We start from the raw sequence: 22,306 nt of genomic DNA, 5'->3' as shown, positions 1-22,306 counted from the left end.
CAATGCAGACTCCCCAGGGAACCCCAGTCAAAGACCATACCAACCATTTTACAAAAAAGAAACTCACCCCTGTAGCTGAAAATCGTTAAGCTGAACAGAAACGGTTTGCGAAAGCAGTGTTAAAAACCCGCATTCGGTTCCGGACACTTTTTCTGTCCCGAAACCTCTCTGTTCGTGATGATTTTACCAGGTAGCATGAACAGTGCCGAACAGCAGTGGACCAGACCCGTTAAGTACCATGGAGAAAAAGAAATGCCTAAGAACATATCTCTCTTCCTGATATTGATTGTATTCATCGGAGGCAGATTGCAGGCCGAAGACTATTTACTTCGTGTGCAGCCTGTTTGTGCTGCCAATACTGTGGCAACAAAAATGAAAGGAACACTGGAATTTAGCGTGATCCCTGAGCGACCATTTTTTATGAGATCAACGCTCGGCGAGGACTCTCAGATTATTTTCAAAGGTCAGCTTCACAAAATCGATAACAGCACATTTGAAATAGAGTATGATAGCCAGATCACAGAACTACGGTCCGATCCGAATCCACGACTGACTCGAAAGGGTAAAGTCAAGGTTGTCGTCTATGGGAAGGAAACCCTGATCTCAAAACTGTCCCCGGAAAAGGATCCTGCACCACTCGATTTTATTATCTCGCTGAAGCCCCTTCGTTCATTTGGGGCAATGGAGAATACATCTGGCTTTGCAGTTCGTCTTGTTGATGCATCTGGCAAGCCGGTGGCTGATGCCCATGCAGGGTTGTATGGACCTATGTCCGAATCCCCTTGGGAGTGCGTGATTGGGGGCAGGACGAATCAAGACGGCATCATTAATTTTACAGAAGGACGAGAAGATCTCCCGACACGGATATTCTATGCAGAACATAAGGGACGGAAGCTATATGCAGCAGAAAATCTCAATGTGGATAAGATTCGTGCTAAAGATTATAAATACTTCACCATCACAATGACGGAACAGTTAACACGCTGGAAGAAGCCTGAAGAAGATAATTAGAACTCGACCTGATTCACAGCCTGCTACTTTCTGCAGATACTCTTTGAATGAAATCACTCAGAAAGCATCCTGCTGACTATCTCGCTGTCACCTGTCGTTAATGTCGCTTATGTTTCATACTCGCAGTTCGCAAACATATCTTCACCAGTCTGTTGATTGTGGATCCAGTGATTTGCTCCATGTTTTGTGCAACAATAGTCATTGGGGTGCCCCCTGACTTACGCCGTTAGCTCGACGATGATCTTACCAGGGTGATAATCGGAGTGCGTTATGTTGATTGAAAAAGATAATACCGTTTCAGTATGGATGGGTAATTTAACGGAAGCTCAACTTGCCGAATACGTCATTGATGAGGATATCGAAACGGATGGCCCACTGAATAAGTTCGCGTCAGACATGGGCGAGTACTACTACGATAGTGAACTCCTGGGAGGCAATCTCCTTGCAGCTCCAGTCCCCACAGCCGAACTCCTGCGCCCCTTAGCTTATGCAGAAACCTATTCAGATGCCGTTGTTACTGCTGCTGATAAATTGGGAATTAAAGCAGCAAATTGTGTAGTCACGCTTTTGAGACAAGAGTTACAGATTGAAGAATGGCCCACAGATTCTCCTTTGACTTTTATTGGAAGCTTCGAGCTTCAGAAACTAAGTTGAACCGACAATGAGCCGTCCGCAACCAATTACGGATTCAGCAAATGCACAACAACAGTCCTGACTGGCTGGTGAAGGCTTAAACGCCGCGGGCTTCCGACAAGCTGTGGATCAAAGTGTGCCGACGTAAATAAAGAACTGCTCCTTTTTTATCTCCTGACAAGTTTGTCTTGTCCCTTATTAGCGGTAAATCCTCATGGCAGAAGAACTCCTGGCTTTTAAAAGAGCAACGAATGTGACGTATTTATTGTTTTGTTTAGGAGATGATATCCTGCATGTCTGTTATGTAGATGAGAGTGCGCACGATCGTATCATTAAGGCAATACGCTCAGAAGATTCGTTTGACGGTTCGTTTCTGGACCAAGCAGAAATTATCGCAATGGAACTTTTAAATTGTGATAGTGAAGTCGAACGCATGATAGCCAAAGCTGAGCCGAATCAAAAAGAGAAAGAGTTCTGTGATGTAGGCGAATTATTCCAGAGAATCGCTGACGATTTTTGTGAGGAGTTTGCCCAGACCCTTTGTCTGACATCATTGCTGACTCACAAAGCAGAAGAGAAAAACTTAGAAGGATATTTGTCATATAAGTTGTATGTCAGGTATTTTATTAATTTATTTTTGCAGTGCATGTCTGAATTAGCGCAAGCGGACGCATCGATTCTTTCAATTACTTCTCTAAACCGGAATCATATCCAGAATATCGCTGATGCGATTCCAGACTATGTAAGAACCATCGGCAAAGCCTATGGAGTCAGCACTGAATACGTGGCTGCAATCGAAGCAAAATGTGAACAACAGCAAGAACAGATCCATCAGCTTTGGAACCGATACAACAAACTGGCAGAAGAGTTAAATGTGCGGTGATCATCCCGGAGGGCATAAAAGAGCATGGAATTTAATCTGACCACAGAAATTGATCCGTCATTCTGGGGCTTCATTGATCGTGTGGGAGGAGTCGCTGATCGACTGTATGCAGCCCTGATGACGATGGAAAAAGACGAGATCGTGCGTCAGTATGCTGCGTACAAGGAAGCTCAAACGGAGCTTGTTTACAAAGTATCGAAGCTCGTTTCAGATGCCTCGGAAGATGTGTTAGACGACTTGGCGGATTCGATCGTTGCCTCAGGGCAACAGCAATATCTGCGGATCTATTATGGCGACACTGAATTACCCCCACGAGATCGCTGGGATAGCTTGCGTGGTTTGATTCACGTTTTACTACGACCGTTTTGACGAAGAAATAGCGGATGAAATCGACTGAGCGAACACATCCCTCCACATGCAGCAGACCAAAATAAAAGGGGCGAGCCCGGATGTAATCCGGGCCGATCGCAGCGAGCAGGAAATCGCAGCTCAATCGTTCAATCCACAACAAAGCCGCCAAAAACAGGGACCACAACAGGGACGCAGGTCGCTATTATCTCATCCATTAAGGTTACCCTTATCAGTAATCGGAGGCGTTATGAACAATCATCGACAATACATCGAATCACATTTCCCCGAACGGGTCGACGAACTGGTGTCGCAACTGGTACCCTGTGTGCTTGGCGAGACGGAACCTGTTGATGAATCTGAAATCGCAGTCTGTCGGTCCAAATTCTGCGGCGCCCCGGATCTGCCGCCCGATTTTGCATGGCCGATGACGAAGGATGGTCCCTGCTGGTTTCTGGGACAGTTGAATTTTCGTGATCTGGCACAATTTCAGTTGCCCCATAATTTACCAGAGACTGGCCTGTTGTCTTTTTTCTATCACGACGCCGGGGGTTACCCAGACGATGGCAAAGAATCCGTTGTTTTTTACTTTGACGATCTCACCGGGTTTCAACGTGCAAAGATCGTGCGCGATACTCGTTGGGGAGATGACTTTCATGAACGACATCTCTATCCACGACAATTCTCTTTTTGCCAGGGGTACTCGCTACCTGAAGCCTTATTCTTAAATGACAGAGAACTGAGAGAAATCGCTCATCAGTTCAACTGTGATCATGCGGATGGAACCCACCAGTTTTTCGGTATTCCGCTCTTCCACTGGGAGCTCTTGAGCAGTTACCAGATGCTCGCAAGTTTTGGTGAATGCTCTGATGAAATCATTTTTTCACTGCCGGAACAAGATCTTTTGGCTCTCGACTTCAAGCATATCGAAGTCGACTACCTTTGCACCTGAAAGCAATTCGTTGACAGGACTGATTATTTTTTCGATGACGTTTGAATGGGATTATTGGATAGCCAACAGTCCCCGAGCGACCATCCCAGATCAAAAGAAAAAGAGTGAGTCCGGATGTAATTCGGACCGAGCGCAACGAGCAGGAAATCTCAGCTCAATCGTTCAATCCACAACAAAGTCCCCCACCCCAAACCGTAGGGTGCGGACCCATGTGTCCGCCCGCCTGGCGACTGAGATTTCAATACAGACTCCCCAGGGAACCCCAGACAAAGACCAAACGAAGCATTTTACAAAAAAGAAACTCATCCCTGTAGCTGAAAATCGTTAAGCTGAAGGGACACGGCTTGAGTAAGCAGGAGCATCTCAACCATATTCAACTCCTGTAATTGATTCTCTTCTTTCAGTTACATCAGGAAAGCGCTCAAGGAGCATCCCTGTGATCTCGCAACAAGACATCGAAGCAAATTTCCACGATATCGAATATCTCGCAAGTGATATTTTAATGTTTCAGGATATCGTTCCCGCTTTTAAATTCCTGTATTACTTCATGCCAGATCATCAATCCCAGAGAGATTTGCTTCTAGTGACTGATGGATATCGGGATGATCAATTTGCTCAGTCGATTTTGCTGAGAAAGAATAAAGGGGTCAGGAATCTATAATAAAAGAGCCCGACACCTTTTACTGTCCCGATATTGATGGCCATCAGGGATGAGCTCTTATTATTATAAACCAACAACGTCTTACCGGTAAAACAGGTCCAACAGTACTCGTCCCCAAGATACGAGCGACTCTTAAATAGAGAGTCCTGCAATGCGTTGATTTCTTGAACTGATATTCTCTGATGGTATCATATCAGCATCTTATCCGGTCAAGTCCATGGAATTGAATAATAAGTTATGTATCAAGGTGGGTTCTAATCGACGAGTACCGAACAGAGTTGAACTCCGCAGCAAACCGGCTCGCTGCCGTTGCTCCTGATGCGACGGTGCGTGGTGATGGTGTAGCACGATTTGTATTTGCTAGCGGCAACGATCGCAGTATCGAGCTCTCGGCCACGGACGATGGTTTTTGGGTCGAATACTGGCGCGGAACGATCGAATCGCCGGATCACAATTGCCTGTTCCACACGTATGAGGCTGCCACGACCGATGCAATAGATTGGCTCACTCATAAGACAACAATCGATCAAGTACTGCCCTGCGCGCAATGCAACGCCCAATCTACACTACGAGACTGGCTTGATAACACCAAACGTTCGTTGCCAGCCAACAGGTGGCTCGTAGTCGTCTGCCCAGACTGTGGTGCAAACAACCATCTAAGCTTACAGTCTCTCACCCTGAGCATGGGCATTCTCGACGGCTTTCCAGCGCCAACATTCGTTCCCAAAAGTACGTTGAATATCCCTACAATGAGTTTCGCGACTCATGAAGACGGTATTCGGATACAGTATCAATCTCTGTCGTGGTTTTTTCCGTCAACCTCATAAAGCTGACAAAAGAAGAATAAAGGGTTCAGGAATCTATAATAAAAGAGACCGACACCTTTTACTGTCCGACATTCCCCGCTCCCTGAGTTTCTCATACGTGAACGCTCGCCAATCGTGACTCCAGGCGTCTAACATTATTCGCCGATCGTCTGTCATTTGGGGAGCCCTTGAATAGCATTGGGCAGTCGTATTAATAATTGAACTTGAAAGATCCAATGAAAACAGGATCATCGGGTAGCTTGGTAACAACTTTGGGGTTGTAGTTATAATTGAGGATTATGAATGCCTTTCGGCATTTTGTGATACCGAGTTTACTTGCCTTCTCAACAGCCTGGTCTGACCAGCTCTCGGATAGAGAGATCTCTGACAGAACATCTCGAAGTGGTGTCTCTTCCCAATCGTCCGAACCTCCGAGTTCAAGCAATTCTTCATTATAATCATCAACTCCAAATTCTTCTTCCAGAATTGAGTCATCCAAGTCTTCTCGTATTTTCCTGAATACCCACAGCGACAAGACACCACGTTTTTCTGTCATGATACTTTCCTGTATTTATTTCCCAACTCGGGGAATCACAAAAGGTCTCAATCAAGATACCTGCTCTCTTTTTTATCCAGGAGAGCGTCGTACGGAAATCCAATTGCCCTGATTTGAGTCATTCAGTCTAATCCCTTTGCTCAATGCGACTCCCTCATATTTCTCTTGACTATTCACCCCTGCTTGAACAGACTTTTACTGATTCTACCCTCAATGGGTGATATTGAAATAACTCAGTCTGATTCAAGTCATGCAGCAAAGGCACATAGGGTGAAATGGTGACGACCGGATTACCTTTAACACTCGACCACACATTGCCTTTCGTCGAGGCTGTAATGGACGTGGCGGCAAATCCGTCCGCCATCGATACCGCAGCCGATATTCTCAAACAAATCGAGCAAACACACGGCATCGAAATTCTTCACGAATTTTGCACCGATTCCATTTTGCCGGCTGGTGCGTTTCGCCCAACATCACAGCCGTTATCGTACAACAACATTCTCGAACTGCTTCGTGATTGGGATGCGTTTCAACAACAATACGAATCCACAGATGACGCTGATCTCGATTCATCATTGCATCCCTTCCTCTCTGAAACACAACTCATCATTCAGGGGATGGATTTCACAAACGACCATTTCATCCGTGTTGCCGATGGCACAATTCACGCGTGGACTCAGCGGGCATGGGGTCAGCAACTCGCGGACTGGGCAAACACAACCGGCTGGGGACCGCACTTTAATAAACGCGGCGACCGATATTCATGGAAATACGCCGACTTCTACAGTAATATGTCGGATAACTTGGTAAATGATTACGAGGCCTGGCGCGATGCGGTCTTGAAGGTCATCAAGTACAAATGCCAAAGACAACTCACAGGCTAACCCGTAATGGTTGCACGATCGGACACAAGAAGGGCCAGTCTATTACTTCTAGGCGTAATCACGCAGCCAGGCCTCATAAGTAGCAGGACGATTCACCCGTTCCACAAAGCGGTATTCCTCGTGCTCCAGAAGGTCTGTCGGATCAACGCCGCCCATGGTAATGAACAATTCCGAGCCGTATCGATCGTGTAAATTCAGTCGAGCCAGTGCTTCAATACAGGCGTCAAATACACGACGCGCGTATTGTGGAAAATTCGAATCATCGACTTCACTCTTAACCTGTTGCAGGCGCAGATTGACCTCGGCCAACTCTCGTATCTCGCTGCAGGGTTCCCAGTCCAGCGGATTAAACCGGAAATCCGCTGCCGCCTCTGCTGGGAGCATTGATGCGGACAGAAGGTACGAGGCAAAACTGCTGATCCCGTCGTCACACATCAGACCGATGCCGATCAGCGGGTCCTGAGGGGCCAGCTCATCATACCGTCGGCATGTCGTTCTGATCTCAGTTTCAAACAGGTCCGCCAGCCCCTCAAGCATTTATCCGCTCCTGATTTGCTTTGCCACGATTTGTTCCTGACACTGTTTGTTATTCTGTATCATTCCGCTGCAAACGCAAGCCCATCCAGTTTTAATTGATATTAGACAAAACTCCTGCTAGATTGACAGACTGAATCATATTCTGCCTATCAATCGTTAGCTCGCGCATGACTGACTCCGAAAAACAGTTTGAGCATCCCGAACCATCATGGCGTGTCTACACGGTTGCATTCTTGGTGGCTGCGATCGGCGCGTTCGGCATCTGCTCGTTCTGGCTATTACCACAGGCTGCGGCCATCGCAGCCTGCATCGCGGGGATTGCCGCCGTCTTGGGCGTATTCATGACTGAAAACATCGGTGAAGCCATCTTTTTTTCGCTCATCATCGGCTTACTTGTCACGCTAATGCCCAAGACGTTCTGGTCGGTAATCACCGTGCTGCCCATCGGTATCGGCCTCTGCATCGGAAAGATCTGTGTTGGTGTGTGGAAGGAGCGAAACTGACCGCCATATCTTGAAGAGGCAAAAGTGTCAGGAACCCGTTTTCAGTCGAAAAACTCTGATTTCGATTGCCGCGTGAATAAGTGCTTCGGTTCATAGCCTGGTTACGTGACCTTCCGAGTTTTGAACAATGATGGAACGAGTGACAATTTTGAATTCTCTTGTCACTTCGGGCAAATCATCTACTGCGGGAATCGCAGCACCGCCGTAAACCTGCTCAGGTGTCGGGATACGAACCGTACGGCCCTGCCTTGTGGACTGTGATTCAGGCGCGAAGGCCAGATCATTGAAGGGAACGGACGCAACCAGTTTGCCGTTGTGCAGGAAGTTACATGTGTATTCCGGGGCACCACAATCACCGATTTTGATGACGTGAAAGTACGTGTGACACGTGCCACCATAACTGTGGCCGCAACAGTGGAAGATGAGTTTGCCGTTTTTGTCAGACACAGGCACGCGCCCGATGTAGAAATCATCGATCGGCCAGTGGTGCCGTACAACGCCGGATTCACGGATGACTTCGAGCTGTACGCCGCTGACAGGGTTGCCGTCAGTGTCGTGGAACGTGAATTCGCAAGCAACGTACGGATAGCCGCCATCCCAGATTTCTGTGTACGATCCGGTGATCCCGAGACCAGAGACGACCACGGCAAGGAATGCCACTGCCACTACGGCGAACAACTTGAGAAACGACCGTGAAGTGTTGTTGGCGTCAACCTCAGGCGACGCATAAGCCTGCGCATCACGCATGGATCACCTCTTTGAAGTTGCTGGAAGAGACAAAAGGTGCCAGGAGCCGCATTCAGGGCTCGTATCTGGTTCCTGTCATCTTTTTACTCCGAGCTAGTACGCTTTTTATCTCGCATCTCGACGTATTTTTGTACCCATGAATAATCCCCTTCGATCACAGTACGCAGATGGGTCAGCATGATTGTGCATGCATTGTAAATCCCATTTCGTGCTTTCTCTTCGGAGCGAAATGGCAATTCATTTCCGATGAGACCAGGAGTGATCGGCTCATTCCCACGATCCGACACAGGCACAAATACCAATAGCGCATGCCCCAAATGAAGCCCTGCCTCTTGTCCCGTATCTTCTGTAAGGAATTCGACAGTAATATCGCCGTCTAGTGACTCGGTAAAGAAGAAGTTGCTCAGGGGAAAGGCAACATTAATTCCGTCGAAATCGTCTTCGAATAGATACGGTTCTGGCCAATCAAACTTAGCAAAGACCTCCTCCATCAGGTCCATACTAAGAAACGATTCCTGGTCATACATTGCTCAACTTCCTGGTCGCGAAAAAAGGAGAGATTTGAGGTGCCAGGAACCGTTTTCGTACCAACCTATTTTTTCTTAAAAAGCTCAATTGCAACTTCATATCCCAACTCGACAGCATACTCTAAGGCGGATTGGTCACCACCATCTTTAAGGTTTGGGTCAGCGCCTGCCTCAAATAAAATTCTGGAGATATCCATTTTAATAGGCACAGACATCTGATCGGCAAAATCAAACTCACTTCCTACCGCATATTTAAGCGGAAGATTTCCATCTTTGTCTGGAATATTAACATCTGCTCCAAAAGAGATGAGTAGTTTAACCTTTTCAGGTTGATAATACTCAATCGCAGCCAATAAAGGTGAGAGTTTGTACTTAAGGATGTAATCAGGCTCGGCTCCATTTTCAAGAAGTATTTCTGTAATCGTAGAATCCTCTGGCTTCGAATTCTCAAAAAGAGTACTTTCCCCACACATAGAGTGTAATAAAGCCCAAGATAATTCATCTCGATTTATTGACGTATTTGCATCGAAATAGGATTTGACTAAATCTGCATTTCCAGATTTAACATACTCTACAAGGTTCACTTGACTCTCCAAGAGACATAATAAAGGGGCAGATCTTTCTCCCCACAGCCGCAACAACAGCGCAGCAGATCCCGCTACTCCAGCGGAACCTGCTCAGCTGAAAGTCTGCCTCTGACTGCTCTCCGGTTCGCCGCCGCTTACTTCACAACAAAGTTGATCAACCGGCCGGGAATGACAACCGCTTTGACGATCGTCTTGCCTTCCAGGTATTTGGCGATGGTCTCGTCCTGCTCCGCGGCCTGTTGCATCGCTGCCTGGTCCGCATCGGCGGCTACTGAGATCTTGGATCGCAATTTTCCATTCACCTGCACCGGCACTTCGACCACCGATTCCTGCAGCAACGCTTCGTCATACTGCGGCCAGTCGGCGTAAGCCAGCGACTCGGTATGACCGAGGATGCTCCAGAGTTCCTCGGCGATGTGCGGTGCGAACGGGGAGAGCAACAGGAGGAAATCAGAGAGCACCGAACGCGAACGCGTCTTCTGCTGCCCCATCGCATTCACGAATTCCATCATGCGGCTGATCGCCGTATTGAACGAGAGCTTCTCGATATCTGCGGACACCGCCTTGATGGTCTTGTGCAAAATCCGCAACTGCTCTTCCGAAGGATCTGCGTCGGTCACGCTCTCGTTCAACTGCAACTCTTCGGCACGTTCGTCGATGATCAATCGCCAGACGCGACCGAGGAAACGACAGACGCCGTCCACGCCGCTCATGCTCCAGGGCTTGGTCGCTTCGAGCGGCCCCATAAACATTTCGTACATCCGCAACGAGTCGGCACCGTACTCGTCCACCACAAAGTCGGGATTAACCACATTGCCTCGCGACTTCGACATCTTATGCGCGCGGCTGTTGACGAAGATCTCCGGTTCACCCACGAGCACGAAATCTTCGCCCGCTTTTTCTACCTGTTCCGATTCGAGTTTGATCGGCGTGGCTGGTTCACCTGAGTTCTTAATGGCCCATTTTGTGTCGGACTCATCCGATTCTTCCACGTCTTTCGCGGAGATCCAGGAGCCGTCGGCTTTCTGGAAGCCGGTCAACTCGACATCGCCGAGAATCATCCCCTGGTTTACGAGCTTCTGGAACGGTTCGGGGCAAGTCACATAACCGCGGTCGAACAACACCTGATGCCAGAAACGGGCATAGAGCAAGTGCAACACCGCGTGCTCACCACCGCCGATGTAGAGATCGACGGGCAACCACTGCTTTTCAATCTCGGGATCGATAAACCGCTCCCCGTTTTTCGGATCGGCATACCGCAAATAGTACCAGCAGGATCCCGCCCATTGCGGCATGCTGTTGACTTCCCGCATCAAGCGCGTACCGTCCGCGTCGGTTTTGTACAACCACTCTTCAGGGGCAACAGACAACGGCGGTTCCGGCGTTCCCGTCGGCTTGAATTCTTTCAACTCGGGAAGTTCGACGGGCAAATTCTCCGCCGCCTCGGCCCGCATCAAACCGGTGATGTTGCCGTCCGCATCGAGTTCATGCCAGATCGGAAACGGCTCGCCCCAGAAGTGCTGACGACTGAAGAGCCAGTCCCGCAACCGGTAATTGACGGCCCCTTTGCCCACACCCTGACTGACGAGGTCCGCGGTAATCTGTTTCTTGAAGTCAGCCGTCGGCGTGCCATCAAAGGCCCCCGAATTAATCGCGGTTCCGAACCCGGAGAACGGCGTGCGTTTCTGACCGTCGATTTCGGCTTCGAGCGCCTGTTCGTCTTTGGAAGGAGTGTAATCCGCAGGCGGTTCGACAACTGCGATGATCGGCAAATCAAATTCCACTGCGAATTCCCAGTCGCGCAAGTCATGCGCGGGAACCGCCATGATCGCACCGGTGCCGTAACTGCTCAAGACGTAGTCCGCAATCCAGACCGGCACCCGCGCCCCGTTGACCGGGTTGACCGCATAGCTGCCGGTAAAGACGCCTGTCTTCTCCTTGGCGAGATCGGTTCGGTCGAGATCACTCTTGAGGGCCGCCTGTTTGCGATAGGTGTCGACCGCTGCCTTCTGTTCGTCGGAGGTCAAACGATCCACGAACGGATGCTCGGGCGCCAACACCATGTAGGTGGCTCCGTACAACGTGTCCGGTCGGGTCGTGTAAACCCGCAACACGTCGGCTTCCTGATCTTCGGGGAAGCCCTCGCCACTGCGTCGGGTCTTCCAGGCAAAGAACGCGGCGTCGAGATCCTCGCTGGCCTCTCCCGAGCCGATAAAGAAATCGACCTCGGCCCCTTCACTGCGGCCAATCCAGTTGGTCTGAAGCGACTTGATCGAATCGGACCAGTCGAGACCTTCGAGCCCGTCCACGAGACGATCGCCGTATTTGGTGATCCGCAACATCCACTGCCGCAAGGGAACCCGCTCGACCGGATGGCCGCCCCGCTCGCTCTTGCCATCGATGATCTCTTCATTCGCCAACACGGTTCCCAATTTCGGGCACCAGTTAACCGGTGCTTCATGCTGGTAAGCGAGGCGCTGACGATCCTGGTAGCGGCGGACCGCTTCTGCTCCCGCGGCCTGCACTTTTTCAGGAATCGGCAATTCGCTGATGGGGCGAGCCCGCCCCGTGCGTTCTTTCCCATCCGGCCCGGTCCACTTGCATTCACTGTCGAACCAGGAATCGAACAACTGGAGGAAGATCCACTGCGTCCAGCGGAAGTAATCGGGATCGGTCGTCGAGAACTCACGACTCCAGTCGTAACTGAAGCCGAGCATCTTCAACTGGCGGCGGAAGGTATCGATGTTTTTCTGCGTGGTGATCCGCGGCGGGGTACCGGTTTTGATCGCATGCTGCTCCGCGGGCAAGCCGAAGGCGTCCCAGCCCATCGGGTGCAAGACCTGCTTCCCCTGCATGCGGGCATGACGACAGACGATATCGGTAGCGGTGTAACCTTCTGGATGCCCCACGTGCAAGCCATCGCCCGACGGATAGGGAAACATATCGAGAACATACAGCTTGTCTTTCCCTTCAACAAAGTCTCCCGTTTTGAAGGTTTCGTGCTGGTCCCAATAGGCTTGCCATTTGGTTTCAATCCGCTTGGCGTCATAGCGAGGCATGGTATCCGGTCTTCCTGATTCGTTGGGCACACGGGCCCGGTCAAAGATTTAAAATTCAACAGCCTGGAAACGTTTTCCCGGTCGTACAGGGTAACAGACAGACAGGTCCGCTGTCAGTGATATCTACAAGAATAGAGTAAGTTTAGCTATCCTCGGAAACTTTGCAATTCTGCCTGTTTTTGAGATCGAGGGTTTCTTTACAGTCCTCGATTTGTCAAAATGGACGGGCTTAGAATCCGCCCCAGAACAATCCGAATTTCTACACTTAAAATACGGCTCAGACCGGGAGTAAACATAATGGCAGTTCCTTCAGAGACCCAATTCAACCAGGAAACCAGCAGACGCGAATTTCTGAAATCAGCCTCTCTGGCCGGTTTCGGTGCCCTCGCAGCAGGTTCTTTGTTCACAGACACCGTTTTGTCCGCCGGTGTTCAGAAAAAAACGGCTCCCGAACATCTGAAACTGAGTCTGGCCGCCTATTCCTTCAATCGGGATCTGCAGAAATACTGGCCTACGCCCCGCAAACGCAAAACTCCCGCCACCATGGATATCATGGATTTCGTCCGCTACTGTGGCGAGCTGAAACTGGATGGCTGCGAGCTGACCAGCTACTACTTCCCCAACCCGGTCAGTGAAGACTATCTGAAAGAGACGAAGGATCTCGTCGGCTCTCTGGGCATGGAAGTCTCCGGCACCGCCATCGGCAACGACTTCTGTCTGCCGGAAGGCAATGCCCGCGACGAACAGCTGGAAATGACCCGCAACTGGATCGACTACGCCGCTATTTTGGGCGCGCCCGTCATCCGGATTTTCGCCGGTCGGGTTCCCAAGGGAGGCAACGAAGCAGAAGCCATCAAGATGTGCCAGAAAGGGATTAACGAATCGCTGAAGTATGCGGAACAGAAAGGCGTCAGCCTCGCGTTGGAGAATCATGGCGGCATTACTTCCACCCCGGAACAGATGATGCGGATTATCGATGGCATCAACAAATCGCCTAACTTTGGCGTGAACTTCGACAGCGGTAACTTCCGCACCGAACATCCCTACGCAGACCTGGAAAAGATCGCGCCCCTGGCCATCAATGCCCAGATCAAAGTCGAGATGGGTGCCCGTGGGGAAGAAAAACCGGCCGACATTCCCCGGATCGTGAAAATTCTCAAGGACGCAAACTACAAGAACTTCATCGTCCTGGAGTATGAAGCCGATGAACCACCCAAAGAAGCAATTCCCGGCTACATCAAACAGCTGCGCAAGCTGATTTGAAGGAATTCGTTCCACGATACCCTATCAGGTCGTATGAGACGCCATCATGGAAGAAACCGATCCGCCACCCAATGAAAAAAAGTCAGGCCGCTCGTTCCTGGGGAATCAACTTCCCCTGGAACGGGAGACCTGCATCTTTATCCTGGTCAATGCACTGGATGTGTTTATGACCTACCTGCTGCTGGTCACCGGAAGTTTCCGCGAGTCCAACCAGTTGGCCAACTATTTCATTGCCCACTGGGGCATCCGGGGGATGGTCTACTTCAAGTTCTCCCTGGTGGCGGTGGTGACGGTGATTGCCCAGATCGTGGCCCGCAAAAAGATGGAGACCGGTCGCAAGCTGTTGAACTTCGGCTCGCTGATCGTCGCGGGCGTCGTCATCTACAGCTTCGTACTGCTGATGCGCTCGGGCTACCTGTTTAAATAACCCGGAACTTACGGCAAGCGAACCAGGCCCGCCATCAGGAGCGCTGCCGTCTCGATCCGCAGAATTCCCGCGTTGATCTGAACCGCCTGCGCTCCGGCGTCCTCCGCCGCCTGAACTTCTTCAGCAGAAAAGCCCCCTTCGGGTCCGATCAGAATCACAACACCGGCTGCGGATGCCTCCGATCCAGACAGATTCAGTTCCGTCCACGCGACTCCCTGTGGATCGGCGATCAGCAGTTGCTGCTCTGCCGGGTCGATCTCCTTGAGGAAGTCGCTCAACGGCTGCACCGGGGCCAGCTCCATCAATCGAATCTGGCCCGACTGTTTCGCGGCGGACACAATCGTCTGTTGTAATTTTTTCAATCGGTTCTCACCCGGATCGACGCTGCTCCGCTCCGTGGTCAGGGGGACGAGCCTGGTGACGCCCAGCTCGGCTGCTTTTTCGACCAGCCAGCGAAAGCGATCTCCCTTGGGAACCGCGGTCGCCAGAATCAGGGGAACCTGTGTCTCAGCCTCGATTTCGTGACGACGCACCACCTTGATATCGACCGTTTTCCGCCCCGTTTTCTCAATCTGCCCCTCGGCTTCGATGCCGGTGCCGTTAAACAGCAGGACCTCATCCCCCACCTTCATCCGTAACACGTGCAGCAGATGATGGGCCTCGCTCCCGTCCAGTTGGAGGAGCGCGTCGTCCAAAGAACCTTCATAAAAAAAACGATGCGTCATGAATGTTTCTCAAGAAATCACTGATCGAAGAAGAGACTGTGCGGCTTTAATTTACGCAAGTTGAGGAAAATGAACTCAGCAGCCACGGTTCGGTCATGCCGATAGTAGTCATTGGCCGATTTTAACAATAAGGCAGGATTCCGTAACAGCGGGACCAGAGAATCTGAGCAATTCTGTTCAAACATCATTTTCATCGGGTCAACTTCAATCATGTACTACGACTTCTGGAATTTGTCACAAGCACCCTTTTCTCAACAACAGGATCTGGCACTGTTCTTTGAAAGTGAACTCCATGAAGAGGCCCTGGCCCGTCTGCTGTTCGTGGCAGAGGAACAGAAAAAATGCAGTCTGTTTAGCGGTCCTTCCGGCACCGGAAAGTCACTCACGTTAAAAGCCTGCCAGCAGATTCTGACCCGCAGTTCCTGTCAGTGTGAATACCTGGACCTGCTGGGACTCGGAGAAGAAGAGTTTCTCTGGCAGCTCTGTGCCCAACTGCGTCTCGGCCCTGCCCATGAGACCCCACTGCCTCAGCTCTGGAGACAGCTCACCGACTGTCTGACCGGCATGCAACTCACCCAGGGTCGACTCCTGCTGCTGCTGGATCACGTTGATCTGAGCCGCCTGGAAGCACTGCACGCCGTCGAGCGTCTGTTGCACACCGGCAATCAGCAGTTCCCCAGTCTCTCTCTGGTGCTGACGATGGACGAAGCCAGCTCGCCCCAGGCCGAGCGTGCCGCACAGATTTCCGATCTGTCGATCGAACTGACGGCACTGGATTCGGAAATGACCGAAAATTATATTCAGCATCGCCTGAGCCTCTCCGGTTGTGCCGACTCGGTCTTCACCACAGATGCGATTAAAGAAATTCACCGGTCCACACACGGATTCCCGACCCGGATCAATCAAATCTGCGATCTGGCACTACTCGCCGGATATGAACAGAATCTGAACGAAATCGACGCTGAAGTGATCCGCAGGGCACAACGTGAAATTAATGGTGCACCTGCACACGTCAACCGCATTTCAGAAGCTATCCAGGGTGTATAGAATAAGGGCAGACAAAACAGCCCCTTATTCTTTCACAGAAACCCTGACGCATCATGCACATCTGCCTGTTCGACATTGATGGTACGCTCATTGACTCCGGCGGCGCCGGTCAGCATTCGATCCTGCACATGCTGGAAGACGAATTTCAGGTCTCCGCCCCCATTGAGGGCATCCCGACGGCCGGCCGCACCGATCACTCGATCATGGTCGATCTGTTTGAATACTTTAAGATCGAAAACACCAGTACCAACCGCAAGCGTTTCGAAGCCGGCTATCTCAAACTGCTCGCGTCCAATCTGAAGACGCGCCAGGGACGCGTGCTGCCGGGCATCCGCGACATTCTGGATACCCTGGCCGAACACGAGCATGTCGATCTGGGTTTATTGACCGGAAATTTTGAGCAGGGCGCGCATCAGAAACTGACGCATTACGATCTGCACCACTTTTTCGAATTTGGTGCTTACGGAGATCATCACGCGGACCGTAACGACGTCGCCCATGAAGCGGTCCGACAGATTCAGCTGCGTCATGCTCCCGAGCTCCTGACGCAGGCGACCATCTGGGTCATCGGCGATACCCCGAGCGACATCACCTGTGCCCGCGCCATCGGTGCCCAGGTCATTGCGGTCGCCACCGGCGTCTATCCCCTCGAAGAACTGGAAAAGTGCAAACCCGATTACCTGTTCGCACACTTCGAAGAGATCCAGCCGGTCCTCTCGCTGTTCGCGCCCCCTTCGGTGACATTTTAGAACAGCGTTTTCTGTTCGCGGATCGGCTCGATGCATTCGGGGGAATCGTTGGCCACCCGATTCACGAAGGAACTGACCGGGTAGGCCTGCATCTCGTCTGCAGGATAAGTCTGCAGCAGAGTTTCCAGCTGCGGGATCGGCGTCGTGTCGGCACTCAGCCATTTGCTGTACTGTTCCGGTCGCAGGATCACCGGCATCCGCGGATGAATGCCTTCCAGCAATGAATTGGCAGCGGTCGTCAACACACTGCAGGTCTCCAGTTCGCTGCCGTCCGGACTGCTCCACTGTTCCCACAATCCAGCCATCGCGAACAGCGGTTCCTCACTGAGACGCACACACATCGCCTGCTTCGAACGATTGCCGGCACTCTTCCACTCATAAAACCCATTTGCAGGAATCAGGCAGCGACGGTAACGGAAGGCGTTTTTAAACGAAGGTTTTGAAGCGGCGGTTTCCGAACGGGCGTTGATCATCGCCTGTCCCGGCTGCGGATCTTTGGACCACGCGGGAATAAAACCCCATTGAAAATGCCGGACCTCGAGCTCCGCACCAGCATTCGTTATCGCCAGCACGGGCTGGGAAGGAGCGATGTTGTAACGCGGGGAAATCCGCGGAAATGACACCATCTGAAACAGCCGCTTGATTTCTTCGTCAGGCGAAAACAGGAAAAAACGGGCACACATGCTGGATACGCTCTTCACTCTTTTGAAACAGGAAAGGCGGAACAATGGTTGACACCAGAGCCTGTTATCTTAAATGATGAGGACCACAAGTGCTATTCAGAACCCGGGCACTGCAGAAACTTACACACGCGGAAGGATCAAACAGCATGAGCCAGTTACGCACCATCGGCAAGACAGACATCCAGATCACCCCCATCGCCATGGGCTGCTGGCCCATCTCCGGGGTTACCAGCGTGGATGTCACCGAAGAGGCCAGTCTGGCTACGCTCCAGGCCGCGTTCGATGCAGGCATCAACTTCTTTGACACCGCTTACTGCTACGGATACGACGGCGAGAGCGAAAAACTGATTGCCAAAGCCCTGGGAGAGAAGCGGGACGAGATTGTCATCGCTTCCAAAGGGGGTATCCACTGGGAAGACCGGAAACAGGTCCGCGACGCCTCCCCCGCCCGTATCATACAGGAATGCGATGAGAGCCTGCAGCGGTTGAACACCGACCGCATCGACCTGCACTATCTGCACGGCCCCGATCCGGAAATCCCGGTCGGTGAATCTGCAGCCGCGTTCAACGAACTGCGCGAAGCGGGCAAGATTCGCTCCGTTGGCGTCTCCAACTTCACGCTGGAACAACTACAGGAATTTCATGCGGTCTGCCCGATCTCCGCCTATCAGCCCCGCTATAACATGCTGCAGCGGGACATCGAACTGGATCGTCTCCCCTGGTGCAGAGACAACGAGGTATCGGTGATGGCGTACTGGCCTTTGATGAAAGGTCTGCTCGCCGGCAAGCTCGCGCGGGATCATCAGTTCGATCCACAGGACGGCAGACAGAAATATCCCATGTTTCATGGAGCGGAATGGGAAAAGAACCAGGACTTCCTGGATGAACTCCGCACGCTTTCCACGGAATGGGAACACTCGATTGCAGAGATCGTCATCCGCTGGACAATCCAGCAGTCCGGCATCACATGTGCCTTATGTGGTGCCAAACGTCCGGAGCAGATTCAGGAAAATGCGGAAGTGATGAATTTTGAACTCTCGGATTCACAACTGGAGACCCTCGATCGCCTGATTGCAGAGCGAGGGCCGATCCAATCCTGATCGGGAGTTCCCGCCAGGAGACACTAAGGGAGTGTCAATCCTTCGCGAATGGAATAGCGAGCCAGTTCGACGCGGTCGTGAATGCCCAGCTTGTGCATGATCCGATACTTGTGACTGTCGATCGATTTTTCAGACAGATGCATCGACCGGGCTACTTCTTTCACGCTCTTACCGCGTGCCAGATGCCGCAGCACTTCGATCTGACGTGAAGTCAAAGAAGTCAGCATGCTTTGTGACTGGATCGAGTAGCGGTTCTTTTTATGATCGTAAACGAGCCTTTCCTGGACCGATTGAGAGAAGCAGTATTCCCCACGGGAGGCCTTCTTGATCGCATGGATCAATGATTCAATCGGCTCCCCTTTGAGCAGGTAGCCGACGGCATTCACTCGTAATGCCAGCTCAATGAAGATGTCTGACAGATAACCTGTCAGGAAAATCATTTTGGTGTTCTTGAGTCGGGAGCTGATTTCCTCAGCAATGTCAAACGAGCCACGTCCCGGCAGTTCGACATCCAGAATGACCACATCCGGTTCTGTCTCCAGAATCAGCGACAACCCTTCATCCGCATTGGTCGCCGTTCCGACGACTTCGATCTGGGTATCTCTGTGAAAGCGTGATACCAGTGAATCAACCAGCATCATGTGGTCGTCCACCAGGACAATTCGAATCAGATCAGTGGAAGTTAACATTCTGGCCCCCGAGAAAAGAAATGATTAGATATCAATAAACTGAACGGTTCAATCTAATTTCTGACTTGTATCTGGATGTGTAACTCCTTCCAGAAAATCTCTACATTGTTTGGATAGTTCCAGTACATCGTTAGCCGCAGTGTCAACCAGAGGTTCCAGATCCTGCAGAACGACTGACAGTTCCGGTTCCAGCTGGCTGGAGGGTAATCCCGCCAGGTGCTCGTGTTGACACTGTAAAATGGTCAGGAAGTTATTTAAGCGATGACAAGTTGTTCGAACATGCTGAGCAAAATCGACCTGCTCTTGATTGATAGAATGAGACATTAGATTTGAACACTTTGAAAAGTGGGTATCTAGATATTTATATCAGCACCAAAGTAAACTGTACTGCACTTCTTTCTGTTTTTGAATACTGAAAAAATCAAGTTCAGTGAACGAGATGTGAAAACTGACGTTTTTCAGTTGGAAGTGGGCCTGTCGAATAGGTGAAAACCACTACGACGAATGCCATTAAACATATCGTAAACGATTTATGTTTAATGGCTCAATAACAATATTTTTGTTTTTGGAAATACCAGAGATTCGGTTGTGCGAATTCCGACGATTATCGCCTTTCATACCTGAAAACAGGCGTTTTGTTCCTCTTATTAAGAAATGACGCTTCGCGGTCACGTTTCTGCCTGATGCGTAAGGGCTTCTTTGAATTTCCTGCGACGCGAATCTGTGCAGTCAGGAATCTCCCTCCCCGTACTGTCGCTCAATAAGGAGGGATTTCACTGCTTTTATCCGGGGGGTGTTTGCGAGATATTCGTTACAGCCGTCAAACCCGGAAATGTTGCCTGCGGGTCGAGTTTTTTCTCATGAATCCGATGTTGATATTTTAGCACATCTGATTTTCCGTGATCTATGTTCTAAATGCATACTCACATGACAGTCTCAGTTCCCCGTTTGACCGATGTGGAAGCGACATGGTCAAGCACTCCAGGGACACTGAGTTTTAAGAGAATAATTTTTCGTACCACATCGCAACGGAATCGGGCCCTCTGTGATCGATTCTGAAGAAGCAGGAATTTGAGAATGACATCATCTCCAACCCTCAGTAAATCTGAACTCACTGCCGAATTTGTGAACCCGATCATCAGTTCCACGATTTCCGTTTTTGAAATGATGCTGGGTTGCACCCCCAAACGGACCGGTCTGAGTTTAAAACAGGACGTGATCCCACAACACGAATTGAGTGCCGTCATCGGTATCTCAGGAAAGGCAGCCGGCACGCTGGTTTTGAGCCTGTCCGAAAGCGTTGGTAAAGGCGTGCTGGACCGCATGCTGGGAATCACGGCTGAAGAAATCAACGACGAAGTCTGTGATGCTGTATGTGAACTCGCCAACATGATTGCCGGTTCTGCCAAGGCACAACTGGAACATCTGGAAGCTTCCATCAGTATTCCAAACATCATCACCGGGAAAGGTCATACCGTACATTACCCTTCCAATGTGTCGCCGATCTGTATCTCCTTTGAATCAGAAATCGGAGCGTTCTCTATCGAAGCAGGCTTCTCTGATCGATAGATCCACCACTGATTAAACTCTGTTTTAACTCGCCAAACAACTTTAAATATAAGAGGCCAGTCCGATGAAAGTTTTACTCGTAGACGACTCAGGAACAATGAGAACTATCCAGAAGCGCTGTCTGTCGAAACTGGGTATTGAAGACGTTACTGAAGCAGAAGATGGGGTTCAGGCCCTGGAATACTTTGTGGGCAATCAGTTCGATATCGTACTCAGCGACTGGAACATGCCTAACATGGATGGCTTACAACTGCTGAAAGAAATCCGTCAGCGGAACAAAGACATTCCCGTCATCATGATTACCACCGAAGCCGAACGGGCACGTGTTGTGACTGCAATCCAGGCTGGTGTTTCAGATTACCTGGTGAAGCCGTTCACTCCCGACAGCCTCAAAAGCAAGCTGGAACGCTGGGTTACCTCGAATGCCTGAGGCTCGTTGAGCAGTCAGGTTGCCAGACTGTGAAAAAATCGGTTCACAGAATATTGCCCAGGCAGGCAGGGCATACTCTGTTTAAAAAATGACTTCAGCCAGACTGATTAAAATTCCTTGAAGGTCGTCTTACATGATTTCTCCTGAAAAAATCTGGTCGTCGGATCAATTACCTACTCTACCCGCCGTCGCAGTAAAGTTGCTGGACCTGTCTAAGGATCCGGACACTGATATCAAGGATGTCATTGACACCATCAAGGCAGACCCCGCGATCACAGCCAAAATCCTCAAGGCCAGTAACTCGTCCTTCTTCGGGCTGCGATCCGAGTGCAAAGGCATCGAACGGGCCGTCCCCCTGCTGGGAACCATGGTGGTTACGTCGCTGGCGCTGAGCTTCTCGCTCTCCGAAGCAGCTATCACACAGGGTCCCCTGAAGTCACGCTACGACTCGTACTGGAAACAATCGATTATCCAGTCTGCCGCCGCCGAGTTATTAGCAACCCGACTGGGTAACGAACTCAAATACGACAGCTTCCTCATCGGACTCCTGCAGGATATCGGGCACCTGGCCATGCTCCGCTCGATCCCCAATGACCTGTTACCTGTGCTTGAGCAGGCTGAAACTCAGCAGCGCACAACAGCTGAAGTCGAAACCGAAGTCCTGGGAATCAACCATACTGAAGTCGGCGTAAAAATGATGGAACGCTGGCAGATGTCCGAACAGTTCCAGATCGCCATCGAACATCATCACGACACATTCGAACAATTAAAGGCCCTCCAGTCCGATCCCAACTTTAACCTGATCATCATCATCTCTGCTTCGGCCGCCATTGGTGATTACTTCTGCTCCCCCAACAGCGGTCTCGCATTACAGCGACTGCAGCAGTTGATGGCAGAGTTCTACAACATGCCCATGGATGATCTGCACGG

The 22,306-nt window shown here is 50.8% G+C and carries 23 protein-coding genes and 1 pseudogene; 15 read left to right on the top strand and 9 right to left on the bottom strand.

Going from position 1 to position 22,306, the window contains the following annotated elements; genetic code table 11:
• Nucleotides 1-195: 195 nt before the first annotated feature.
• The 5 genes from HG66A1_RS02025 to HG66A1_RS02005 all read left to right on the top strand — a co-directional run bounded on the left by HG66A1_RS02025 (nucleotide 196) and on the right by HG66A1_RS02005 (nucleotide 3,827).
• Complete coding sequence (locus HG66A1_RS02025) at nucleotides 196-1,011, top strand: hypothetical protein (protein WP_197996946.1); 816 nt, start codon at nucleotides 196-198, stop codon at nucleotides 1,009-1,011.
• Nucleotides 1,012-1,281: 270 nt separating this feature from the next.
• A complete protein-coding gene (locus tag HG66A1_RS02020) occupies nucleotides 1,282-1,665 on the top strand; it encodes an immunity 22 family protein (protein ID WP_145180368.1) in 384 nt (127 codons plus the stop codon).
• A gap of 193 nt (nucleotides 1,666-1,858) precedes the next feature.
• Complete coding sequence (locus tag HG66A1_RS02015) at nucleotides 1,859-2,527, top strand: hypothetical protein (protein WP_145180366.1); 669 nt, start codon at nucleotides 1,859-1,861, stop codon at nucleotides 2,525-2,527.
• Between the two features lie 24 nt (nucleotides 2,528-2,551).
• On the top strand, nucleotides 2,552-2,896 hold the full coding sequence (locus tag HG66A1_RS02010) for a hypothetical protein (protein ID WP_145180364.1): 345 nt from the start codon (nucleotides 2,552-2,554) through the stop codon (nucleotides 2,894-2,896).
• Between the two features lie 46 nt (nucleotides 2,897-2,942).
• Entirely contained in the window at nucleotides 2,943-3,827 is an 885-nt protein-coding gene (locus HG66A1_RS02005; protein ID WP_145180362.1) for a DUF1963 domain-containing protein, read from the top strand.
• Nucleotides 3,828-5,505: 1,678 nt separating this feature from the next.
• Here HG66A1_RS02005 and HG66A1_RS01995 read toward each other — a convergent pair.
• Nucleotides 5,506-5,850: an immunity 22 family protein gene (locus HG66A1_RS01995; protein ID WP_145180360.1), complete on the bottom strand. Its 345-nt coding sequence runs from the start codon at nucleotides 5,848-5,850 to the stop codon at nucleotides 5,506-5,508.
• 275 nt (nucleotides 5,851-6,125) lie between these two features.
• Here HG66A1_RS01995 and HG66A1_RS01990 point away from each other — a divergent pair, with 275 nt between their 5' ends.
• Nucleotides 6,126-6,734: a hypothetical protein gene (locus HG66A1_RS01990; protein WP_145180358.1), complete on the top strand. Its 609-nt coding sequence runs from the start codon at nucleotides 6,126-6,128 to the stop codon at nucleotides 6,732-6,734.
• Between the two features lie 48 nt (nucleotides 6,735-6,782).
• Here the strand turns inward: HG66A1_RS01990 and HG66A1_RS01985 are convergent, their stop codons facing one another.
• On the bottom strand, nucleotides 6,783-7,271 hold the full coding sequence (locus tag HG66A1_RS01985; protein WP_145180356.1) for a DUF4303 domain-containing protein: 489 nt from the start codon (nucleotides 7,269-7,271) through the stop codon (nucleotides 6,783-6,785).
• A 167-nt stretch (nucleotides 7,272-7,438) separates the two neighbouring features.
• On the opposite strand from HG66A1_RS01985, the gene HG66A1_RS01980 reads away from it, so the two are divergent.
• On the top strand, nucleotides 7,439-7,774 hold the full coding sequence (locus HG66A1_RS01980; protein WP_145180354.1) for a hypothetical protein: 336 nt from the start codon (nucleotides 7,439-7,441) through the stop codon (nucleotides 7,772-7,774).
• 90 nt (nucleotides 7,775-7,864) lie between these two features.
• On the opposite strand, the gene HG66A1_RS01975 is transcribed toward HG66A1_RS01980, so the two are convergent.
• The 4 genes from HG66A1_RS01975 to leuS all read right to left on the bottom strand — a co-directional run bounded on the left by HG66A1_RS01975 (nucleotide 7,865) and on the right by leuS (nucleotide 12,694).
• Nucleotides 7,865-8,521: a hypothetical protein gene (locus HG66A1_RS01975; protein WP_145180352.1), complete on the bottom strand. Its 657-nt coding sequence runs from the start codon at nucleotides 8,519-8,521 to the stop codon at nucleotides 7,865-7,867.
• Nucleotides 8,522-8,604: 83 nt separating this feature from the next.
• On the bottom strand, nucleotides 8,605-9,048 hold the full coding sequence (locus tag HG66A1_RS01970) for a hypothetical protein (protein WP_145180350.1): 444 nt from the start codon (nucleotides 9,046-9,048) through the stop codon (nucleotides 8,605-8,607).
• 65 nt (nucleotides 9,049-9,113) lie between these two features.
• On the bottom strand, nucleotides 9,114-9,632 hold the full coding sequence (locus HG66A1_RS01965) for an ankyrin repeat domain-containing protein (RefSeq protein WP_145180348.1): 519 nt from the start codon (nucleotides 9,630-9,632) through the stop codon (nucleotides 9,114-9,116).
• 137 nt (nucleotides 9,633-9,769) lie between these two features.
• Nucleotides 9,770-12,694: a leucine--tRNA ligase gene (leuS, locus tag HG66A1_RS01960; protein ID WP_145180346.1), complete on the bottom strand. Its 2,925-nt coding sequence runs from the start codon at nucleotides 12,692-12,694 to the stop codon at nucleotides 9,770-9,772.
• Nucleotides 12,695-12,991: 297 nt separating this feature from the next.
• Between leuS and HG66A1_RS01955 the strand changes: the two genes are divergently transcribed.
• Together HG66A1_RS01955 and HG66A1_RS01950 are read left to right on the top strand one after the other, a co-directional pair.
• The gene (locus HG66A1_RS01955; RefSeq protein WP_145180344.1) at nucleotides 12,992-13,957 is read left to right on the top strand and encodes a sugar phosphate isomerase/epimerase family protein; all 966 of its coding nucleotides are present in this window, start codon (nucleotides 12,992-12,994) and stop codon (nucleotides 13,955-13,957) included.
• Nucleotides 13,958-14,003: 46 nt separating this feature from the next.
• A complete protein-coding gene (locus HG66A1_RS01950; protein ID WP_145180342.1) occupies nucleotides 14,004-14,384 on the top strand; it encodes a DUF5658 family protein in 381 nt (126 codons plus the stop codon).
• A gap of 8 nt (nucleotides 14,385-14,392) precedes the next feature.
• On the opposite strand, the gene HG66A1_RS01945 is transcribed toward HG66A1_RS01950, so the two are convergent.
• A complete protein-coding gene (locus HG66A1_RS01945) occupies nucleotides 14,393-15,109 on the bottom strand; it encodes a 16S rRNA (uracil(1498)-N(3))-methyltransferase (RefSeq protein ID WP_145180340.1) in 717 nt (238 codons plus the stop codon).
• 210 nt (nucleotides 15,110-15,319) lie between these two features.
• Here HG66A1_RS01945 and HG66A1_RS01940 point away from each other — a divergent pair, with 210 nt between their 5' ends.
• Nucleotides 15,320-16,156, top strand: coding sequence for an ExeA family protein (locus HG66A1_RS01940; protein ID WP_145180338.1), 837 nt, complete (start codon nucleotides 15,320-15,322; stop codon nucleotides 16,154-16,156).
• A 53-nt stretch (nucleotides 16,157-16,209) separates the two neighbouring features.
• On the top strand, nucleotides 16,210-16,905 hold the full coding sequence (locus tag HG66A1_RS01935) for an HAD family hydrolase (protein WP_145180336.1): 696 nt from the start codon (nucleotides 16,210-16,212) through the stop codon (nucleotides 16,903-16,905).
• Here HG66A1_RS01935 and HG66A1_RS01930 read toward each other — a convergent pair.
• Nucleotides 16,902-17,588, bottom strand: coding sequence for an SOS response-associated peptidase (locus HG66A1_RS01930; RefSeq protein WP_145180334.1), 687 nt, complete (start codon nucleotides 17,586-17,588; stop codon nucleotides 16,902-16,904). The genes HG66A1_RS01935 and HG66A1_RS01930 overlap by 4 nt on opposite strands.
• Nucleotides 17,589-17,734: 146 nt before the next feature.
• On the opposite strand from HG66A1_RS01930, the gene HG66A1_RS01925 reads away from it, so the two are divergent.
• Nucleotides 17,735-18,688, top strand: a complete 954-nt coding sequence (locus HG66A1_RS01925) for an aldo/keto reductase (protein WP_145180332.1) — start codon at nucleotides 17,735-17,737, stop codon at nucleotides 18,686-18,688.
• A gap of 23 nt (nucleotides 18,689-18,711) precedes the next feature.
• Here the strand turns inward: HG66A1_RS01925 and HG66A1_RS01920 are convergent, their stop codons facing one another.
• A complete protein-coding gene (locus HG66A1_RS01920; protein WP_145180330.1) occupies nucleotides 18,712-19,377 on the bottom strand; it encodes a response regulator transcription factor in 666 nt (221 codons plus the stop codon).
• Between the two features lie 1,077 nt (nucleotides 19,378-20,454).
• On the opposite strand from HG66A1_RS01920, the gene HG66A1_RS01915 reads away from it, so the two are divergent.
• The 3 genes and pseudogenes from HG66A1_RS01915 to HG66A1_RS32745 form a co-directional block, all read left to right on the top strand.
• Nucleotides 20,455-20,946 (top strand): chemotaxis protein CheX, encoded by a 492-nt coding sequence (locus HG66A1_RS01915; RefSeq protein ID WP_145180328.1) that lies wholly within the window; start codon nucleotides 20,455-20,457, stop codon nucleotides 20,944-20,946.
• Nucleotides 20,947-21,010: 64 nt separating this feature from the next.
• Nucleotides 21,011-21,376, top strand: coding sequence for a response regulator (locus HG66A1_RS01910; protein ID WP_145180326.1), 366 nt, complete (start codon nucleotides 21,011-21,013; stop codon nucleotides 21,374-21,376).
• A 133-nt stretch (nucleotides 21,377-21,509) separates the two neighbouring features.
• Nucleotides 21,510-22,118: pseudogene (locus HG66A1_RS32745) on the top strand (HDOD domain-containing protein); the annotation flags it as partial.
• Nucleotides 22,119-22,306: the final 188 nt, after the last annotated feature.

The sequence above is a fragment of the Gimesia chilikensis genome (assembly GCF_007744075.1).
GTDB lineage: Bacteria > Planctomycetota > Planctomycetia > Planctomycetales > Planctomycetaceae > Gimesia > Gimesia chilikensis_A.
The sequence above is the reverse complement of the archived record's forward strand: the minus strand, read 5'-3'. Positions and strand labels throughout refer to the sequence as shown.

Bases quoted from the DNA above. Each gene is read 5' to 3' on its own strand.
- HG66A1_RS02025 (WP_197996946.1), top strand. From the start codon at position 196: ATGAACAGTGCCGAACAGCAGTGGACCAGACCCGTTAAGTACCATGGA.
- HG66A1_RS02020 (WP_145180368.1), top strand. From the start codon at position 1,282: ATGTTGATTGAAAAAGATAATACCGTTTCAGTATGGATGGGTAATTTA.
- HG66A1_RS02015 (WP_145180366.1), top strand. From the start codon at position 1,859: ATGGCAGAAGAACTCCTGGCTTTTAAAAGAGCAACGAATGTGACGTAT.
- HG66A1_RS02010 (WP_145180364.1), top strand. From the start codon at position 2,552: ATGGAATTTAATCTGACCACAGAAATTGATCCGTCATTCTGGGGCTTC.
- HG66A1_RS02005 (WP_145180362.1), top strand. From the start codon at position 2,943: ATGCAGCAGACCAAAATAAAAGGGGCGAGCCCGGATGTAATCCGGGCC.
- HG66A1_RS01995 (WP_145180360.1), bottom strand. From the start codon at position 5,850: ATGACAGAAAAACGTGGTGTCTTGTCGCTGTGGGTATTCAGGAAAATA.
- HG66A1_RS01990 (WP_145180358.1), top strand. From the start codon at position 6,126: ATGGTGACGACCGGATTACCTTTAACACTCGACCACACATTGCCTTTC.
- HG66A1_RS01985 (WP_145180356.1), bottom strand. From the start codon at position 7,271: ATGCTTGAGGGGCTGGCGGACCTGTTTGAAACTGAGATCAGAACGACA.
- HG66A1_RS01980 (WP_145180354.1), top strand. From the start codon at position 7,439: ATGACTGACTCCGAAAAACAGTTTGAGCATCCCGAACCATCATGGCGT.
- HG66A1_RS01975 (WP_145180352.1), bottom strand. From the start codon at position 8,521: ATGCGTGATGCGCAGGCTTATGCGTCGCCTGAGGTTGACGCCAACAAC.
- HG66A1_RS01970 (WP_145180350.1), bottom strand. From the start codon at position 9,048: ATGTATGACCAGGAATCGTTTCTTAGTATGGACCTGATGGAGGAGGTC.
- leuS (WP_145180346.1), bottom strand. From the start codon at position 12,694: ATGCCTCGCTATGACGCCAAGCGGATTGAAACCAAATGGCAAGCCTAT.
- HG66A1_RS01955 (WP_145180344.1), top strand. From the start codon at position 12,992: ATGGCAGTTCCTTCAGAGACCCAATTCAACCAGGAAACCAGCAGACGC.
- HG66A1_RS01950 (WP_145180342.1), top strand. From the start codon at position 14,004: ATGGAAGAAACCGATCCGCCACCCAATGAAAAAAAGTCAGGCCGCTCG.
- HG66A1_RS01945 (WP_145180340.1), bottom strand. From the start codon at position 15,109: ATGACGCATCGTTTTTTTTATGAAGGTTCTTTGGACGACGCGCTCCTC.
- HG66A1_RS01940 (WP_145180338.1), top strand. From the start codon at position 15,320: ATGTACTACGACTTCTGGAATTTGTCACAAGCACCCTTTTCTCAACAA.
- HG66A1_RS01935 (WP_145180336.1), top strand. From the start codon at position 16,210: ATGCACATCTGCCTGTTCGACATTGATGGTACGCTCATTGACTCCGGC.
- HG66A1_RS01930 (WP_145180334.1), bottom strand. From the start codon at position 17,588: ATGTGTGCCCGTTTTTTCCTGTTTTCGCCTGACGAAGAAATCAAGCGG.
- HG66A1_RS01925 (WP_145180332.1), top strand. From the start codon at position 17,735: ATGAGCCAGTTACGCACCATCGGCAAGACAGACATCCAGATCACCCCC.
- HG66A1_RS01920 (WP_145180330.1), bottom strand. From the start codon at position 19,377: ATGTTAACTTCCACTGATCTGATTCGAATTGTCCTGGTGGACGACCAC.
- HG66A1_RS01915 (WP_145180328.1), top strand. From the start codon at position 20,455: ATGACATCATCTCCAACCCTCAGTAAATCTGAACTCACTGCCGAATTT.
- HG66A1_RS01910 (WP_145180326.1), top strand. From the start codon at position 21,011: ATGAAAGTTTTACTCGTAGACGACTCAGGAACAATGAGAACTATCCAG.